This is a genomic window from Candidatus Dorea massiliensis AP6, assembly GCF_964245105.1.
GTDB classification, from domain to species: Bacteria; Bacillota; Clostridia; order Lachnospirales; family Lachnospiraceae; genus Laedolimicola; species Laedolimicola intestinihominis.
The window spans coordinates 1-18,761 of record NZ_CAXTKW010000020.1 but is presented as its reverse complement, the minus strand read 5'-3'; the positions used below and the strand labels follow the sequence as shown (position 1 = coordinate 18,761).

Sequence of the window (18,761 nt, the reverse complement as noted above, 5' to 3'; positions counted from 1 at the left end):
GTTTGCTGGTGCCGTAAGATCTGGAGGTAAAGAAAATGACAGAGATTACTATTATTTCCGGTTTCCTGGGAGCCGGAAAAACAACACTGATTAAAAAGCTTCTGGAAGAAGTATTCAAGGGCGAGAAGATCGTACTGATTGAGAATGAGTTCGGTGAGATCGGCATCGACGGAGGCTTTCTGAAGGAGGCCGGCGTACAGGTAAATGAGATGAATTCCGGCTGCATTTGCTGTTCTCTGGTAGGAGACTTTGGAACGGCGCTGAAGGAGGTTATTGATACCTATGCACCGGATCGCATCCTGATCGAGCCGTCAGGTGTTGGCAAGCTGTCTGACGTTATGAAGGCAGTCCAGAATGTGGCGGGCCACATGGACGTACACATCGACAGTTCTATCGTTGTTGTAGACGGCAAGAAGTGTAAGATGTACATGAAGAACTTCGGCGAGTTTTTCAACAACCAGGTAGAGCATGCGGGTACCATCGTACTGAGCCGTACCCAGAGCATGACCGAGGAGAAGCTTGCAGAGGCGGTAAAGATGCTGCGTGAGCATAATGACAAGGCTACTATGATCACTACTCCCTGGGAGCAGCTGAACGGCAAGCAGATTCTGGACGCCATGAAGCATGCGGAGCTGGATATGGGCGACCTGGATCAGGATGATGACGACCATGATCATGAGCACCATCACGACCATGATCACGAGCATGAACATCATCATGACCACGATCACGGCGAGGGCTGCACCTGCGGCTGCCACGATCATGATCACCATCATCACGATCACGACGGCCATCACCATGCAGACGAAGTATTTACCAGCTGGGGCGTAGAGACCCCGAAGCGCTTCAGCCGCGAAGAACTGGAGAAGATTCTGGAGACACTTAGCAAATCCGGTCTGTACGGTCTGATTTTACGTGCCAAGGGTATCATTCAGAATACGGATGGAAGCTGGATGGAGTTTGACTTCGTACCGGAGGAGTATGAGATACGCGAGGGTAATCCGGATTACACCGGACGTCTCTGCGTCATCGGTTCTCTGCTTGATGAGGATGGTCTGAAGGAACTCTTCGGAGTATAATGAGGAAGATAGTATGGCAAATAAAATCCCAATTTATATGGTAAATGGCTTTCTGGAGAGCGGAAAGACCACATTTATACAGGAGACCCTGTCCGACCCCTATTTCTCCGACGGTGGCAAGACCCTGCTTATCGCCTGCGAAGAGGGTGAGGAGGAGTATGACCTGCATGTGCTGGAGTCCTATGACACCACACTGGTGACCATCGAGGGCAAGGCGGAGTTTACTGCCGAGTTCCTGGAGGAATGCCAGAAGAAGTACAAGCCCAGTCAGGTTATGATTGAGTGGAATGGCATGTGGGGCATGCAGCTGTTTCGGGAAATGCGTTTCCCGAAGGGCTGGTTCCCGGCCCAGGGCATTACCCTGGTGGACGCAGGCACCTTTGACCTATATATGCAGAACATGAAGTCTCTGTTTATGGATATGGTACAGGATTCCGATCTGGTTATCTTTGACCGTTGCGTGGAGGGTACAAAGGCGGCGTCCTATAAGCGCAACATTCGTGCCGTGAATCCCCGGGCCCAGGTGGAATTTGAGCAGGAGGGCGGCGAGCCCTTCGAGTTCGAGGATGAGCTTCCCTTCGACCTGAACGCGGATATCATCGACATCAGCGACATTGATTACGGTATCTGGTATGTGGATGCCATGGATCACCCCGAGCACTACGATGGCAAGACCATCCGGTTCAAGGGCCGCGTCATGAAGCCGCGCCGGATGACTCCGGGCTATTTCGTACCGGGCAGAAAAGCCATGACCTGCTGTGCCGACGACACCGTATTCTTAGGCTTCCTGTGTCGCAGCCACAATGTGGATAAACTGAAAAATGGCCAGTGGCTGACTGTGACCGCGAAGGTCTATGTGGAGAAGCGGGACGAGTATTCCGGCGAGGAAGGACCGGTGCTTTATACCAAAGCGCTGAAGTCTGCGGAGCCCCCTGAGGAAGAGATGGTATATTTCTAAAGAAAAACGCTTCAAAAAACAAAATTTTGTGTAAATTAGGACTTTACAGGAAATATTTTTTCTGGTAAGATAAGTCCAACGGTAAACAAGGCGGTTTGCGAGGAGCAAGCCGTCTTTTCTTATTTTTGTGGCAGCGGACCGGGCGAGGAGGAAGAAGTATGGACAACATTGATTTAAGCATTTTGAAATGTCTGAAGGATAATTCCAGACAGACGGCGTCAACCATCAGTCAGACCATCAACCTGTCTGTATCGGCGGTAATAGAGCGGATTCGGAAAATGGAAGCGAAGGGCGTCATTCAGCAGTACACGGTGGTGCTGGACGAGAAGCAGCTGGGCAATGACCTGACCGTATTTATCTCTGTGCGTCTGGAACACCCCAAATACGGAAAAGAATTTGCGGAAGCGGCCTACGCCCATAACAATGTGGCGGAGTGCTATTATATCGCGGGAGATGTGGATTATCTGCTGAAGATCGTGACAGACTCTTCCAAGAGCCTGGAAATCATACACCAGGATATCAAGGAAATGCCCGGTGTAGCCTGGACCAAGACCTTATATGTGCTGTCTACAATTAAAAATGATGTATCTGTACTGCCCGGGGAACTGTAAGGTCCCCGGGTTTTTTGTGAAATAGGAAATTCCGATAGAATTCCCTATTCCAAAAAAATATTATCGCACTGCGGCGGAATGGAATGATGTCGCTAAAGCGACCCGCCGCAGGCGGAGAATCCTGCAGAGCAGGATTCTATTTTATGCTGAAAGACTTGACACTTTGGGAAAGTTGGAATATTCTCATAGAACGGGTATCTATATTCAGAAAAAGGGAAAGAGGAATTTGCCGTGAGAGAAATCAAAGCAGGCGAGTACTATCGCCATTTTAAAGGCGGCCAGTATCAGGTGACGGCCATTGCGCGTGACGCGAATACGGAAGAGAAGGTAGTCGTGTATCAGGCACTGTACGGGGAGGAAGAATTCTGGGTGCGCCCCTACGAAGAGTTTGCAAGCGAAGTGGACAGGGAGAAGTATCCGGACGCAGAGCAGACCTGGCGCTTTGAGAAAATCGAAGAACCACAGCAGATGAATCCGCTGTTGCTCCGGTTCCTGGAGGCAGAGAGCTACCGGGACAAGCTGGAGCTGTTTCAGGCGTGGGAGGCCTATGTGGACGAGCAGCTTCTGGAGAGCATCGCGGTGTCTCTGGATATCACACTGGGACAGGGTACTGTCCGGGATAAATACCGGGAGATTCTGAACTGTCTGAAGACCATGGAGCATTTTGAGACAGACCGGTTTCGATAAGAGGGAGAGGAAGAAATGGATATTGTAATCATCGGGGACGGAAAAGTGGGACATAAGCTCGCCATGCAGCTGTCCGGTGAAAAATACAATGTGACACTGATTGACAAAAGTGAACGAAAGCTCAGGGACGCGGTCAATGAGATGGACGTATCCTGTGTGGTGGGCGATGGAGCCAGCGCAGATATTCAGCGTCAGGCGGACGTGCCGGGGGCAGATCTGGTGATTGCCTGCGCGTCCACAGACGAGATGAACCTGTTCTGCTGCCTGCTGGCCAGAAAGCTGGGAGCCAGGCAGACCATCGCCCGTGTGCGGAATCCGATTTATCATAATCAGATCGATTTGCTGAAGGAGGATCTGAAGCTGAGTATGGCGGTAAATCCGGAGCGGGCCCTGGCGGGGGAGATATCCCGGGTTCTGATCTTCCCGTCTGCGGCGAAGCTCGAGACCTTCGTAAAGGGTCGGGTCGAGCTGGTGGAGGTGACCTATCCGTCTCACAGCTCCATCGAGGGTCTTTCTTTAAGCGAGTTATATAAAAAGCATCAGATCAAAATGCTGGTCTGTGCGGTGCAGCGGGACGGAGCGGTCTATATTCCCGATGGTAATTTTGTGCCCCAGCCCGGCGACAAGATTAACATTACAGCTTCCCATCCGGAGATTGAGAAGTTCCTGAAGCTTACCAAGGGTATCATCAGCAAGGCTAAAAATGTCATGATCTGCGGCGGCGGTCGGGTGGCCTATTATCTGGGCAGCCAGCTTCTGGAGCTTGGTATGCAGGTCAAGATTATAGAGGTGGACGAGAAGCGCTGCATGGAGCTCTGCGATCTGCTTCCCAAAGCGACGATTATCCATGGCAATGCCACCGATCACGAGCTTCTGGAGGAGGAAGGAATTTCCAAGGCGGACGCCTTTGTAACCCTGACCGGTATGGATGAGGAAAATATCATCATGTCCATGTACGCGAAAAGCCGTCATGTGCCGAAGATTGTCACCAAGGTCAACGACGAGGGTCTGCAGAGCATGATGGATCAGCTGGGCATGGAGAGCGTGGTTTCCGCGAAGAACGTTACGGCCAACGTGATTACCAGCTATGTGCGCGCCATGCGGAATTCCATGGGAAGCGCCAATGTGGAGACAGTGTATAAGCTGATTGGCGGCAAGATCGAGGCGCTGGAGTTCCGGATCCGGGAGAAAACCAGGTACACCGGCATTCCGCTGAAGAATCTGAAGCTGAAGAGTAACCATCTGGTAGCCTGCATTGTACGGAACCGCCGTACCATCATACCCGGCGGAAATGATACGCTGGAGGTGGGCGATAATGTCATTGTCATTTCCATGGAGCAGGGTCTCGAGGATTTGCAGGACATCATGCGCTAGTGGGGGAAAGCTATGAATTACGGAATGATAAGATACATCGTGGGGAAAATGCTTCTGATAGAAGGTTTTCTGCTGCTTTTCCCGGCCTTTGTGTCATTTTTATATGGGGAAATGGAAGGTATCAGCTTCCTGCTGACTGCGATGCTCCTGCTCCTGGTATCGTTTCTGGGCTCCCGAAAGCCGGAGAATACGGCCATTTACGCCAAGGAGGGGTTCCTTATCGTGGCACTGGCCTGGGTTCTGTGGTCGGTATTCGGCGCGCTGCCTTTCCTGCTTTCGGGCTGCATCCCCCGGTTTGAAGATGCGTTCTTTGAGGTGGTGTCGGGCTTTACGACCACGGGCTCCACGATTTTAAGAGATATTGAGGGGCTGCCCAAGTGCATGAATTTCTGGCGCTGCCTGACCCACTGGGTGGGCGGCATGGGCGTGCTGGTATTCGTCATGGCGGTGCTCCCCTTAAGCAATAAGAATTCCATGTTCCTGATGCGTGCGGAGATACCGGGACCCACCTGCGATAAGCTGGTGCCCAAGGCGCGTACCACGGCGCGGATTCTGTACACCATGTATCTGGGGCTGTCTGTGGCGGAGGTCATTTTCCTGCTGGCAGGCGACATGAATCTGTACCAGGCAGTGATTCACACCTTCAGTACAGCCGGAACCGGAGGCTTTTCCGACCGGAACGCCAGCGTGGCGGCTTTTAACAGTGCTTATATCGACGGTGTCATTACCGTTTTCATGCTGCTGTTCGGTATTAATTTTAACCTGTATTTTCTGCTGCTCATGAAGAACGTCAAGGGCTTCTTTAAAAATGAGGAGCTGCGGAATTATCTGGGAATCGTGGCGGCGGCCATTGTGCTGATCACGATTAATATTATGAATCTGTACGGTGGCGTGCTGCACGCTTTCCGTTACGCAGCCTTCCAGGTGGTATCGGTTATCACGACCACCGGCTTTGTGACGGCCAATTTTGATCTGTGGCCGGAATTTTCCAAAACCATTTTGCTGATGCTGATGGTAGTGGGAGCCTGTGCCGGAAGTACGGGCGGCGGTATGAAGGTATCACGTATCATGATTCTGGGGCGAACCATTACGAAGGAGACAAGGCAGATTCTGCATCCGAAATCGGTCAATGTGGTGAAGCTGGATGGCAAAAGGCTGACGAATGAAGAAACACACGGCGTATATGTGTATACGATCTGCTATTTTGTGATTTTATGTGTGTCGGTATTACTGGTTTCTGTAGATAACTTTGATTTCACTACAAACTTTACAGCGGTTCTGACTACGCTCAATAATGTAGGACCGGGCCTGGCAAAGGTGGGACCGGTGGAGAATTTTTCAGCCTTTTCCTGCTTCTCGAAGATTGTTTTAAGCTTTGACATGCTGATTGGCCGTCTGGAGATTCTGCCGATTATGATGCTGCTGGCGCCGGTGACCTGGCGGAAGAAGTTTTAAAAGCATCTGTTGCTATGAAAATGGAAAGTGGCGCGGGAAGCTGGTATTTCCGGAAATTCTGTGCTAGAATAAAGCTTATGAGTAAAAGGGAAAGAAGGTATCTTTATGTCTGAAAAATCATGCAGCAATACAAGCTGCGATAAATCAAGTTGCGAGGGATGTCCCAGCAAGGCAAAGGAACAGACTCCGGTAAGCCTGCAGGCAGAGTGCAACGAATACAGCTGTGTGCGCCGGGTTATCGGCGTAGTCAGTGGCAAGGGCGGCGTGGGAAAATCCATGGTGACCGCTTCTCTGGCCAACGAGCTGGCGGCGAAGGGCTACCAGGTGGGTATCCTGGACGCGGATATTACAGGACCGTCCATTCCGAGAATGTACGGCGTTCATGGCGCTGCGGAAGCGAGCGATATGGGAATTGAGCCGCGAATGACAAAAAATGGAATTAAGCTCATGTCCATGAATCTGCTGCTGCCCACTGAGGACACTCCGGTTATCTGGAGAGGCCCCATCATTGCCAATATTGTAAAGCAGTTTTGGACCGACGTCATCTGGGGCGATCTGGATTATCTGCTGGTGGATATGCCGCCCGGAACCGGCGATGTACCCCTGACTGTATTCCAGTCCCTGCCGGTCAGCGAGATTGTAGTCGTGACCTCTCCGCAGGATCTGGTACAGCTGATCGTGAAGAAGGCGCTGAGTATGGCAGACCAGATGAAGATTCCGGTAAAGGGCGTTGTGGAGAATTATTCCTGGCTGGAGTGCCCGGACTGCGGAAAGAAGCTTTATCCCTTCGGCAAGAGCCATCTGGAGGAAATCGCAGGTGAGGAGAAGCTGCAGATCATCGGACGCGTTCCCATGAAGCCGGAATTCGCCGAGGCTGCGGATGCGGGTGAATTTGATAAGGTGAGAAATCCTTATCTGGATGTGGATTTTGAATAGGAAAATCAAAAGAAATGTGGAAAAGGATTCGCCGGGACTTGGGAAAGACCGGCGAATCCTTTTGGATACCCGAAAATCTGGAGATAAAAGAGAAAGGGAACAGAATGGAGCGCAGAGAGATTTATACGAAGATCACAGGAAAGGCTGAGACCATGAAACAGGAGCTGGTGAAGATCCGGAGGGATTTTCATCGCTATCCGGAGCTGGGATGGATGGAAATGCGGACATCCTCTATCATTGCATCTTATTTGAAAAGAGTTGGCTGTGACGAGGTTCTGGTGGGACGCGATGTGTGCCTGGATGAAGCCAGGATGGGTCTGCCTGCGGAGGAGGCGCTGGAGCGGCATTATGAGGAGGCGGCGGCCCAGGAGGGCACAGATCTTGCGTATCTTCCCGATACAAAAGGTGGATTCACCGGTGTGGTTGGAATCCTGCGCTGCGGCGAAGGACCAACGGTGGCATTCCGGTTTGATATGGACGCGCTGCCGGTGCTGGAGTGCAAGGAAGAGGCGCACTACCCGGCAAAAGAGGGGTTCGCGTCCCGCAATACGGGTGTCATGCATGCCTGCGGCCATGACGGTCATATGACGGTAGGACTGGGAACCGCCAAAATTCTCTGCGAACTGCGGGAACAGCTTCACGGAACGGTGAAGTTTATCTTCCAGCCAGCGGAGGAAGGCGTGCGCGGCGCGAAGTCCATTGTGGAGCACGGACATCTGGACGATGTGGATTATGTGCTGGGCGCCCATATGGGAGGCGGACCGGAGCAGAAGGAAGCAGCCATCGGAATCGGCGGCGGCGAGAGTCTGGCTACCGTAAAGTATGATGTGGAATTTTATGGAAAAGGCTCCCATGCGGCGGCTTCTCCGGAAGAAGGGAAAAACGCTATGCTGGCCATGGCTACGGCGATATTGAACCTGCACGCCATTCCCCGGAGCGGTAAGGGAGATACCCGGGTAAATGTGGGAAAGGTGGTTGCGGGAACCGGACGGAATATTATCTGTGAGCATGCGCACATGGAGATGGAAGTCCGGGGCATGACCACGGAGGCCAATACCTATATGAAGGAGTACGCGGAGCGGATTATCCGCAGCGCAGCCGAAATGCACGACTGTACCTGCGAGATGAAGCTGATGGGCGCAGCCATGAATGGAAGCAATGATGATGCGCTGGCGGATCGGCTGGCGAAGGTTTGTGAGGAGGATTTGCATCTGCCGGTGGTTCGGCTGAAGAAGGGCGGAGCCGGAGGCAGTGAGGATTATTCTTATATGTCGGAACGGGTGCAGAGCCATGGCGGACAGTCCTGCTATTTTATGAATCTGAGCTGCTGCACAGGAACGCTTCATAACGAACGGTTTAATTTCCGGGAGGAAGCCCTTGTCAATGGGGTGAAGGCTTTTTGCGGAATTGCGGTTGAGTTGCTACAATGAAAACGGACGGGCCGGGGCTATGTTGTTATCCGTGTTCATCGTTTATCGGACGCTATGTGCCACCCGCGGACGTGAGGTCCGCAGGTGTCCCACAGTGTCCGCTAAAACGCTGTACACTGGATAACAACATAGTCCCGGCCCTGTTTTTCAAGGTCGCGAAGAGGGGCTGTTTGCTGCGTCTCTTTTTTTACTGGGGAAAACTTGCACTTGCATCCCGGTTAGATATGTGATATAGTGAAACAAACATATGTTTCGAACATATATTCGATAATGCAAAAGATGCAAGTGAGGTTTTTACCATGACGTTTGTGCAGGGGCGGGCGGATTTGCCTGTGATGGAGAAGCTGCGGATTCTGGCGGATGCGGCAAAGTATGATGTGGCCTGTACTTCCAGCGGGGTGTCCAGAGGGAATTCCGGACAGGGAATCGGTAATTGTATGGAGGCGGGGATCTGTCACAGCTTTGCGGCGGATGGGCGGTGTATTTCGCTTCTGAAGATTTTATTTACCAATGAGTGTATTTTTAACTGCCGGTATTGTCTGAACCGGTGCTCCAATGATGTGCCGCGGGCTACGTTTACGCCGGCTGAGGTCTGCGAGCTGACCATGGAATTCTATCGGAGGAATTACATCGAGGGACTTTTCTTAAGCTCGGGAATCGTAAAGAGTCCGGATTATACGATGGAGCTTTTGTATGAAACCCTGTGGAAGCTGCGCCGGGAGTATCACTTCGGCGGATATATTCATGTGAAGGCGATTCCGGGGGCGGATCCGCTTTTGATTGAGCAGACAGGGTTTCTGGCGGATCGGATGAGTGTGAATCTGGAACTCCCTACGGCGGAGGGGCTTCGGACACTGGCCCCGGCCAAGTCCCGGGAGAAGATTCTGACTCCCATGCGGCAGATTCAGAATGGACGGCTGGAGTTTGGAGAACGGCTGCTTGGCAGGGAGAGCGGTGGTGCGGTGGGTGACACGGGCGGCGGTTGTGGACTGCAGCAGATGAAGGGCAGCGGTACGGCGGTTCTGGCTGAACGGCGCAGACGGAGGGCGGCGTTTGTCCCGGCGGGGCAGTCGACTCAGATGATCATCGGGGCCACGCCGGAGAATGATTTTCAGATTATATCGGTGGCGGAGTCTTTGTATCGGAAGTTTGATTTGAAGCGGGTATTTTATTCGGCTTTTGTGCGGGTAAATGATGACAGTCTTTTGCCGGATTTGCCGGGCGGACCGCCGCTTCTTCGGGAACACCGGCTGTATCAGGCGGACTGGCTGCTGCGGTTTTACGGTTTTGAGGCCGGGGAGCTTCTTTCGGAGGAGCGGCCCAATTTTAATGTGCTTCTGGATCCCAAGTGCGACTGGGCGCTCCGGCATCTGGAAGCGTTCCCAGTGGAGGTGAACCGGGCTTCTTATGAGATGCTTCTTCGGGTGCCGGGGATCGGGGTGAAGTCGGCGCTGCGGATTGTGAAGGCCAGGCGGCTGGGGACAGTGGATTTCGCGGATCTGAAGCGGATGGGTGTGGTGCTGAAGCGGGCGCTTTATTTTATTACCTGTCGTGGTAAGACCATGTATCCCATTCGGATTGAGGAGGATTTTATTACCCGTAATATTCTGGATGTGAAGGAGCGGCTGCCCTATGGTATCAGCGGAGACGTGACATATCGGCAATTGTCGTTGTTTGATGATTTTCAGGTGCCGCAGCCGGATGCATTCCGTTTGCAGGCGTAAGGTGCAAAGCTTATGGGATGCAGCAGGATTTGAGGTGAGAAGGATCAGTATGACAATTTTTGTATGTGAGGACAGTTTGGACGGGATTCTGACCGGGGTATATGACGCCTGGGACAGTCGTCTGGGGCACAGCCGGGTGAAGCTTAAGACAGCGGATGTGGATACCTACGAGCTGTTCTGCGAGTACCGGGATGTAAAGACGGATATGGAAAAAGCGGAGAAGGTATTGCGGACAGTGTTTCGTCGGATGGGCGGGGAGGCCGGGGAGGCTATCTGTTATGCCTGCGCCTGCCCCCATCCGGACAAGGCGGACGCCATCTACCGGCTGATTGCGCGGGGACTTTCCATGACGGACGGCACGAAGGCGGTGCATTATTTGCAGGACAGCTCTGTATCCCTGGTTATGAAGCTTCGTCAGAAGGCCTGGCATGAGGCGCACCGGATGTTGGGTTTCCTGCGCTTTGAAGAATTATCGGGAGGCGTACTGTATGCGCAGATGGAGCCGCCCTATGCGGTGCTGCCGTTGATTGCGCCCCATTTTGCGGATCGGCTCCGGCAGGAAAACTGGATTATCCATGATTTGAAACGGGGGCTTCTGGCGCTTCACCGGGCCGGAGGCTGGTGGGTGCTGACGGACGATCAGGAACTGAATCGGGAATTTCTGGCGGGGCGTTCAGAGCGTGAGGAGGAGTTTCAGATGCTCTGGAAGACTTTTTGCCGGGCCATTGCCATTGAGGAGAGAAGAAATCCCCGCTGTCAGCAGACGCTGCTGCCCTGTCGGTTCCGGCCACATATGAATGAATTTCAGACAGCCGGAGAAAATAACAGATAAAAAGTATGAAAAAAAGTACAAAAATACGGCCCTAAAATAAGCCCGGTGCGTCGCCTGCTGAATTGACACTGTAAAAAAATCATAGTACACTGTATACAGAAATCAGTAATAAAAATCCTGCATCCGGGTCAAAATCAAGATTAAATTATAAAAGAAACGCGGGCAGCAGGACTTTCACAGGCAGGAGAAAAGAAAATGAGTGACGTACGGGTAATTAAAGCCGCGCTTCTGGGCGCGGGAACTGTCGGAAGCGGCGTGTATGATATTTTGCAGTGGCAGAAGGATGAGATGCCGAAGAAGCTTGGCGCAGTGGTGGAGCTGAAGAAGATTTTGGTCCGCAATACAAAGAAGCCAAGAGAGGGCATGGACAGCAGTCTTTTTACCGACAACTGGAAGGAGATTCTGGACGATCCGGAGATAGAGATTGTCATCGAGGTTATGGGCGGTATCGAACCGGCGAAGACTTATATTACGGAGGCACTTCATGCTGGAAAGCATGTGGTGACGGCCAATAAGGATCTGCTGGCGGAGCATGGAAAAGAAGTGTTGGACGCGGCGGAAGAGCATGGCTGCGATCTGATGTTTGAGGCGGCTGTGGCAGGCGGCATTCCGATTATCCGTCCGCTGAAGCAGTGTCTGGCGGCCAATCACCTGACTGAGGTCATGGGTATCGTCAACGGAACTACGAATTATATTCTGACGAAGATGACGAAGGATCATATGGAATTTGCGGACGCGCTGGCGCTGGCGACAGAGTTGGGTTACGCGGAGGCGGATCCCACAGCGGATGTTGAAGGCTATGACGCAGCCCGTAAGGTGGCGATTATGGCGTCTATCGCGTTTAATTCCCGTGTGACCTTCTCGGATGTGTATACACAGGGTATCACGAAGATTACGGCGGCAGATATTGCCTATGCCACGGAGATGGGCATGGTTATTAAGCTTCTGGGCGTGGCGCGTAATACGGATACCGGCATTGAGGCGGGGGTATACCCGATGCTGATTCCGGCAGATCATCCGCTGGCCGGCGTCAATGATTCCTTTAACGCGGTCTTTGTACACGGCGATGCCGTAGACGACGCCATGTTCCAGGGACGCGGAGCAGGAAAGCTTCCTACAGGCAGCGCGGTAGCCGGGGATATCTTCGAGGTAGCCCGGGATATCGTGGCAGGAAGCACCGGAAGAATTAACTGTACCTGCTATAAAAATCTGCGGATTAAGCCGGTGGATGAAGTGCAAAACCGCTACTTCATGCGTATGGAAGTGGAGGACAGACCGGGTGTACTGGCTGCTATTGCATCGGTGTTCGGCAACAATCATGTGAGCATCGCCCAGGTAATCCAGAAGAGTGTCGGCGAGGGTACCGCAGAATTGGTTATCATTACCGATCAGGTGGAAGAACGTCATTTCAGGGATGCCCTTCTGGTGATGAACGAGATGTCTATTGTAAAAGAGATTCCTTCCGTTCTTCGCGTATATGCGCAGAGCGAATAAGAAAAAGCGGAGAGGGAACAGAGGCGGGGAATGAAAAAGACACTGACTTTACTGGACAAAGCGATTATATTTGCCACGAAGGCTCATTCAGGAGCTAAGCGAAAGGGCACTAACGTGCCGTATATCGTACATCCCATCGAGGCAGCGGCCATCGTATCAGCCATGACAGACGACGAGGAAGTTATCGCGGCTGCCGTGCTCCACGACGTCATCGAAGACACGGATGCTACGGAGGACGACCTGTATGCCCGGTTCGGCAGACGCATTACCGAGCTGGTACTGAATGAGAGCGAGGACAAGCGGAGAACCCTTCCGGCGGCACTGACCTGGAAGACCAGAAAACAGGAGACCATCACCTTCCTGGAGACCGAAGCCGACCGGGACGCCAAGATGCTGGCCCTGGCGGACAAGCTTTCGAACCTGCGGGCGATACATCGGGATCAGTGCATCATCGGCGATAAAATCTGGGAGCGTTTCAACGAGAAGAATAAAGAAATGCATGCCTGGATGTACCGTTCCATTGCGAAAGCTTTGGAAGAATTGAAGGATCATCCTACCTGGCAGGAATACAATCGCCTGGTGACAGAAGTATTTGGCGAAGAAAAGAGTATTGACAAAACAGACGAAAAAGGATAATCTGCTACAGAGATATCTGTAGTATGATGAATACTGCGAAAAGTATCTACAGGCAGCAATAAGTGAACGAGGAGGATTAAGATGAAACCGTACCGCGAATTAACCAAAGAGGAACTTGTGCAGCTGAAAACAGAGTTGGAGACAAAGTATAAAGAAGCCCAGGCAAAAGGTTTACATCTGGATATGTCCAGAGGAAAGCCAGGCGCAGAGCAGCTCGACCTGTCCATGCCCATGCTGGACGTGCTGAATAGCCAGAGCGACCTGAAAGACGCTACAGGACTGGATTGCCGCAACTACGGTGTGCTGGACGGATTGAAAGAAGCAAAAGAACTGCTGGCGGGCATGACAGGCGTATCCGCCGACAACGTCATCGTCTATGGCAATGCCAGCCTGAACATCATGTATGACACGGTAGCGAGAGCCATGATGCATGGTATCCTGGGACATACTCCCTGGTGCAAGCTGGACAAAGTAAAATTTCTGTGTCCGGTACCGGGGTATGATCGTCACTTCGCCATCACCGAATCCTTCGGAATTGAGATGATCAACATCCCGATGACCGTAACCGGACCGGATATGGATATGGTAGAAGAACTGGTCAACAACGACCCGGCAGTCAAAGGCATCTGGTGTGTGCCGAAGTACTCCAATCCTCAGGGCATCACCTACTCGGATGAAACCGTACGCCGCTTCGCAAACCTGAAGCCTGCAGCAGAGGATTTTCGTATCTTCTGGGATAACGCGTACTGCGTACATCACCTGTATGATGACAGGCAGGATGAGATCCCCGAGATCTTAAGCGAGTGCGCCAAGGCAGGCAACCCGGATATGGTATTTGAATTCTGCTCCACATCCAAGATCAGCTTTCCGGGCTCTGGTATCTCCTGCATTGCCACATCCGAGAACAATATCAAAGATATCAAGAAGCAGATGACCATCCAGACCATCGGTCATGACAAGCTCAATCAGCTGCGTCACGTACGCTTCTTCAAGGACATCGACGGAATCAAAGCCCACATGCGTAAGCATGCAGTCATTCTCCGTCCGAAATTCGAAGCAGTACTGGATACCCTGGACAGAGAGCTTGGCGGCCTTGAGATCGGAACCTGGGTACGCCCCAACGGCGGTTACTTCATCTCCTTTGAGGCCATGGAAGGCTGTGCAAAAGCTATCGTGGCCAAGTGTAAGGAAGCAGGCGTTGTCATGACCGGTGCAGGCGCCACCTACCCGTACCACAACGACCCGAAGGACAGCAACATCCGTATTGCCCCGTCCTTCCCCACCACGGAAGACCTGGCCGCAGCCGCAGATCTGTTCGTCCTCTGTGTAAAGCTGGTAAGCGTAGAAAAGCTTCTCGAGACGAAATAAATTAGATATATTTCAAAGTCAAAAATCCTGGCACCGGGCGAAGCCCCCGGTGTCAGGATTTTGTCCATCATCACAAAACAGAAGAGAGAGAGGGGGGAACCCTTCTCTCTCTTCGTCCGTTAATTAATTAAAAAACAGAAAATACACAATCACCAGCGCTCCCAGTACAATCCGATAATATCCGAACGCCTTAAAATCATTTTTCTTAATATATCCCATCAAGAACTTAATCGCCAGCACCGAAACCACAAACGCCGTCACCATGCCCACAATCAGAATCGCTGCTTCCGTCTCGGTAAAATGGAAACCGAATTTTACCAGCTTCAAAAGACTTGCGCCAAACATTACCGGAATCGCCAGGAAGAAGCTGAACTCAGCCGCGATATACCGGGAAGTACCCAGAAGCGTAGCGCCCAGGATCGTCGCGCCGGATCGGGAAGTACCCGGAATCAAAGCCAGTACCTGAAAAACACCGATAAAAACAGCCATCGGATAAGAAAGCTGTTGAAAAGATTTCACCCGGGGCTTTCGGCCTTTATTATAATTCTCAATGATAATAAACAAGACGCCATAGAGGATCAGCGTGAAAGCAACAGTCTGATAATTATAGAATAATTTATCGATCTTATCATCAAAGGGAAGACCAATGATGGCAGCCGGAAGCACTGCAACCAGCACCTTAAACCACAGGGACCAGGTATCTTTCTTGATCCAGCCCTTGGAAGGCATGGTAAAGGGCCACAGCTTGCCGAAATAGAGAACTACGACCGCCAGAATTGCGCCCAGCTGAATGACGACCAGAAACATTTCCATAAACGCGTCGCTGACATTTAGATGAATAAATTCATTGACCAGAATCATATGTCCGGTACTGCTGATGGGAAGCCATTCCGTGATACCTTCCACGATGCCAAGAAGAAGAACCTTCAACCATTCGATTACATTCATAGTATATACTCCTTAATTTTAATTTCCACATATATATGAGGAAAGATTCGGTTTTCAGTATAGCATACTGGATTTTTATGTCAATGACAGGAGCGAAAATTAAGAAAGACTTTAAGTTCCGGCAAGAATTTGGACGAAAAAGATAGAAAACGGGTCGAAATAATGGGCGAAAAAAGAAAAAAGCGAAACGATAAAGGGGTCTTATATGAATAAAAACATGGAATATACGTGTATATAAGCATAATTATGCATAAAATTACTATAAAATGCATAAAGTATTAAAAATTATGCAATTTGGGTATTGCAATTTTCTAAAATGGCGCTATAATAGGAAACAGGTTTTAACCTGAAACGTAATGGAATATCATTTCAAGGTTGGGAGGAAAAAATTATGAAAAAGTTAGTAGCAGTATTACTGGCAGGCATGATGTGCGTATCACTGGCAGCCTGCGGAGGAAAGAAAGCAGATGAGACAGCAGCAGATACAACAGCGGCTGCAACCACAGAGACCACAGAAACCACAGAAGCGGCAGACGGAGAGTTCACCACCGTAGCGGATGGAGTTCTGACCATGGGAACCAACGCGGCATTCCCGCCGTACGAGTACAAAGAGGGGGACCAGATCGTAGGTATCGACGCAGAGATCGCGCAGGCACTGGCAGACAAGCTGGGACTGAAGCTTGAGATTCTGGATATGGATTTCGCTTCCCTGATTACCGCTATCCAGGCTGGCAAGATTGATATCTCCCTGGCAGGCATGACTGTTACCGAGGAGAGAAAGCAGAATGTAGACTTCACAGATTCTTATTCCACAGGTGTACAGGTCATCATCGTAAAAGATGGCTCGGATGTCACAACCGTAGATGATCTGGCAAATGACAAGATCATCGGCGTTCAGGAAGGAACTACCGGACATCTGTACTGCTCTGATGATTATGGCGAGGATCATGTCATCGCATACACTAACGGCGCAACTGCTGTACAGGCTCTGCTTCAGGACAAGGTGGACTGTGTGGTTATCGACCAGCAGCCGGCAAAAGAGTTCGTAGCAGCCAATGAGGGACTGAAGATTCTGGATACTGAGTACGTAGTTGAGGATTACGCAGCAGCAGTTTCCAAGGACAACCCGGCACTGACCGCAGCACTGAACAAAGCACTTCAGGAGCTGAAGGACGATGGAACCATCCAGAGCATTCTGGACAAGTACATCAAAGCTGAGTAAGCAGTAAAAAGCAGACGCGAGAACGTCTGAGAGCACGACGGAGGTGTTCAGGAAACCGGACACCTCCGTATTTTTGCGAAATATTCGTAGCGTAGAAATATAAGAAGCAATGAAAACAGAAAATCAAATTGCTTTTTATATTTCTACGTTATAAAATATAAGAAATACGTATAGAGGAGAGTAAGCATATGTTCGAAGACTTAAAAAAGGGTCTTTACCAGACATTCATCCTGGATGACAACTACCAGTATTTTATCAAGGGTATCCAGACCACATTGATTGTAACGGTATTTGCCCTGATCCTGGGAGTGATTCTTGGCGTTATCATAGCGATTATCCGTTCCGCCCACGATCAGCAGCCCGAGCGCAAGAAAAATATTTTTCTGCGGATCGCCAATCTGATTTGCCAGATTTATCTGACTGTCATCCGTGGAACGCCCATGATGGTACAACTTTTGATTATGTGGTTTGTCGTATGGGCCAGCGCCCGCGCTACCGACGGCAATATGATTCGCTGCGCAATTCTGGCTTTTGGTATCAACTCCGGAGCCTATGTGGCAGAGATTATTCGTTCCGGAATTATGTCCATCGACAAAGGACAGATGGAGGCAGGCCGTTCTGTCGGTCTGACCTATGCGACTACCATGCGCTGCGTCATTATTCCCCAGGCATTCAAAAACGTACTGCCTGCTCTGGGCAATGAGCTGATTACCCTTTTGAAAGAGACATCCGTCGTAACCGTTATCGGACTTCGTGACCTGACCAAGGGCGCTCTGATTATTCAGTCCAAGACCTATCAGGCTTTCGTGCCGTTCTTTGCCATCGCGGCCATGTATCTGGTGATGGTACTGGGGCTGTCCTGGCTGATGGGTAAACTGGAAAGGAGAATGAGACAGAGTGATTTACGTTAAGGATCTGGCCAAATCATTTGGCGACAATCATGTTATCAAAAATATCAATATGCATATTACACCGGGCGAGAAAGTCGTTATCGTAGGACCCTCCGGTTCCGGTAAATCCACATTTTTACGCTGCCTGAATCTTCTGGAGCAGCCCACCGACGGAACCATTACTTTTGACGGACAGGAGATCACGGCTCCGGGTGTGGATGTCAATAAGATCCGTCGTCGGATGGGTATGGTATTCCAGCATTTCAACCTGTTCGCGAACCTGACCGTAAAGGAAAATATCATGTTGGCTCCGGTACAGCTGAAGCTGAAGACCAAAGCGGAGGCAGAGGCGGAAGCCATGCGCCTTTTGAAGCTGGTAAATCTGGAGGAAAAAGCAGATTCCTATCCATCCCAGCTTTCCGGCGGTCAGAAGCAGAGAATCGCTATTGTGCGTTCCCTGGCCATGGACCCGGAAGTGATGCTTTTTGACGAGCCCACATCTGCCCTGGATCCGGAGATGGTAGGTGAGGTTCTGGAGCTGATGAAGAAGCTGGCAGACGACGGCATGACCATGGTGGTCGTGACCCACGAGATGGGCTTTGCCCGCGAGGTGGCTACCCGCGTAGTCTTTATGGACGGCGGCTACATCAAAGAGGAGAATAACCCCAAGGACTTCTTTGAGCATCCGCAGGATCCGAGACTGCAGGATTTCTTATCGAAAGTATTGTAAAACACGCAAAAGACCGCTATCCGCGCCGTAGAGAAGGGCCGGGGCGGTCTTTTTATTTTCATCATTCTTTCGTAAGAATTTCTTAATCGACTTTATACATTTTTTAGAGGATGGACATATCTTAGTCACAATTTCCTGCTATATTATTACTTGTAGCAAGAACACATATCAGTATTTCATTCATAACACTCGGGGACTTCCGGGAGGAAGCCCCCACTCCCTCGAACTTAGCGGGTTTCTCAGAAATGAGAAGCCCTTTTTTGATGCCGATTTTGGTCGTTTGAGGATAAATGAAAATCAAAAAAATTAAAATTTGTATAACTAAAATCTCAACTTTCCTTATTTTATGCGACTTGGCGGTATGCCTTGCCACTCTATATGTATCCT

At 50.9% G+C, this 18,761-nt stretch carries 18 protein-coding genes; 16 read left to right on the top strand and 2 right to left on the bottom strand.

The window, feature by feature from the left end; all coding sequences use genetic code 11:
* The first annotated feature begins 35 nt into the window (after positions 1-35).
* The 13 genes from ACESZP_RS16470 to ACESZP_RS16410 all read left to right on the top strand — a co-directional run bounded on the left by ACESZP_RS16470 (position 36) and on the right by ACESZP_RS16410 (position 14,584).
* Positions 36-1,079, top strand: a complete 1,044-nt coding sequence (locus tag ACESZP_RS16470) for a CobW family GTP-binding protein (protein WP_499709782.1) — start codon at positions 36-38, stop codon at positions 1,077-1,079.
* A 13-nt stretch (positions 1,080-1,092) separates the two neighbouring features.
* Positions 1,093-2,037, top strand: coding sequence for a TIGR03943 family putative permease subunit (locus ACESZP_RS16465; protein ID WP_178040064.1), 945 nt, complete (start codon positions 1,093-1,095; stop codon positions 2,035-2,037).
* Between the two features lie 158 nt (positions 2,038-2,195).
* Positions 2,196-2,648, top strand: a complete 453-nt coding sequence (locus ACESZP_RS16460) for an Lrp/AsnC ligand binding domain-containing protein (protein ID WP_178040063.1) — start codon at positions 2,196-2,198, stop codon at positions 2,646-2,648.
* Positions 2,649-2,879: 231 nt separating this feature from the next.
* Positions 2,880-3,335, top strand: a complete 456-nt coding sequence (locus ACESZP_RS16455) for a DUF1653 domain-containing protein (protein ID WP_178040062.1) — start codon at positions 2,880-2,882, stop codon at positions 3,333-3,335.
* 15 nt (positions 3,336-3,350) lie between these two features.
* On the top strand, positions 3,351-4,709 hold the full coding sequence (gene trkA / locus ACESZP_RS16450) for a Trk system potassium transporter TrkA (protein WP_499709779.1): 1,359 nt from the start codon (positions 3,351-3,353) through the stop codon (positions 4,707-4,709).
* A gap of 12 nt (positions 4,710-4,721) precedes the next feature.
* A complete protein-coding gene (locus tag ACESZP_RS16445; protein WP_499709777.1) occupies positions 4,722-6,164 on the top strand; it encodes a TrkH family potassium uptake protein in 1,443 nt (480 codons plus the stop codon).
* Positions 6,165-6,269: 105 nt separating this feature from the next.
* Positions 6,270-7,100, top strand: a complete 831-nt coding sequence (locus tag ACESZP_RS16440; RefSeq protein WP_178040059.1) for a P-loop NTPase — start codon at positions 6,270-6,272, stop codon at positions 7,098-7,100.
* A gap of 14 nt (positions 7,101-7,114) precedes the next feature.
* Positions 7,115-8,530 carry an amidohydrolase gene (locus ACESZP_RS16435; protein ID WP_499709775.1) on the top strand — a complete coding sequence of 472 codons (1,416 nt, stop codon included), beginning with the start codon at positions 7,115-7,117 and terminating at the stop codon, positions 8,528-8,530.
* Between the two features lie 299 nt (positions 8,531-8,829).
* Complete coding sequence (locus ACESZP_RS16430; RefSeq protein ID WP_499709773.1) at positions 8,830-10,254, top strand: putative DNA modification/repair radical SAM protein; 1,425 nt, start codon at positions 8,830-8,832, stop codon at positions 10,252-10,254.
* A 49-nt stretch (positions 10,255-10,303) separates the two neighbouring features.
* Positions 10,304-11,086 (top strand): TIGR03915 family putative DNA repair protein, encoded by a 783-nt coding sequence (locus ACESZP_RS16425; RefSeq protein ID WP_499709772.1) that lies wholly within the window; start codon positions 10,304-10,306, stop codon positions 11,084-11,086.
* 195 nt (positions 11,087-11,281) lie between these two features.
* Positions 11,282-12,580, top strand: coding sequence for a homoserine dehydrogenase (locus ACESZP_RS16420; protein ID WP_499709771.1), 1,299 nt, complete (start codon positions 11,282-11,284; stop codon positions 12,578-12,580).
* A 30-nt stretch (positions 12,581-12,610) separates the two neighbouring features.
* Positions 12,611-13,216 carry an HD domain-containing protein gene (locus ACESZP_RS16415; RefSeq protein WP_178040057.1) on the top strand — a complete coding sequence of 202 codons (606 nt, stop codon included), beginning with the start codon at positions 12,611-12,613 and terminating at the stop codon, positions 13,214-13,216.
* Positions 13,217-13,297: 81 nt separating this feature from the next.
* A complete protein-coding gene (locus ACESZP_RS16410; RefSeq protein WP_178040056.1) occupies positions 13,298-14,584 on the top strand; it encodes an aspartate aminotransferase type Ic in 1,287 nt (428 codons plus the stop codon).
* Positions 14,585-14,707: 123 nt separating this feature from the next.
* On the opposite strand, the gene ACESZP_RS16405 is transcribed toward ACESZP_RS16410, so the two are convergent.
* A complete protein-coding gene (locus ACESZP_RS16405) occupies positions 14,708-15,532 on the bottom strand; it encodes an undecaprenyl-diphosphate phosphatase (protein ID WP_499709769.1) in 825 nt (274 codons plus the stop codon).
* Positions 15,533-15,923: 391 nt separating this feature from the next.
* Between ACESZP_RS16405 and ACESZP_RS16400 the strand changes: the two genes are divergently transcribed.
* The 3 genes from ACESZP_RS16400 to ACESZP_RS16390 all read left to right on the top strand — a co-directional run bounded on the left by ACESZP_RS16400 (position 15,924) and on the right by ACESZP_RS16390 (position 18,374).
* Complete coding sequence (locus ACESZP_RS16400; protein ID WP_178040054.1) at positions 15,924-16,754, top strand: ABC transporter substrate-binding protein; 831 nt, start codon at positions 15,924-15,926, stop codon at positions 16,752-16,754.
* 188 nt (positions 16,755-16,942) lie between these two features.
* Entirely contained in the window at positions 16,943-17,665 is a 723-nt protein-coding gene (locus ACESZP_RS16395; RefSeq protein ID WP_178040053.1) for an ABC transporter permease subunit, read from the top strand.
* Positions 17,652-18,374: an amino acid ABC transporter ATP-binding protein gene (locus tag ACESZP_RS16390; protein ID WP_440322448.1), complete on the top strand. Its 723-nt coding sequence runs from the start codon at positions 17,652-17,654 to the stop codon at positions 18,372-18,374. Before ACESZP_RS16395 ends, ACESZP_RS16390 begins: the two co-directional genes overlap by 14 nt.
* A 121-nt stretch (positions 18,375-18,495) precedes the next feature.
* Here the strand turns inward: ACESZP_RS16390 and ACESZP_RS16385 are convergent.
* The coding region (locus ACESZP_RS16385; protein WP_499709767.1) for a hypothetical protein at positions 18,496-18,761 on the bottom strand (266 nt) is incomplete at its 5' end.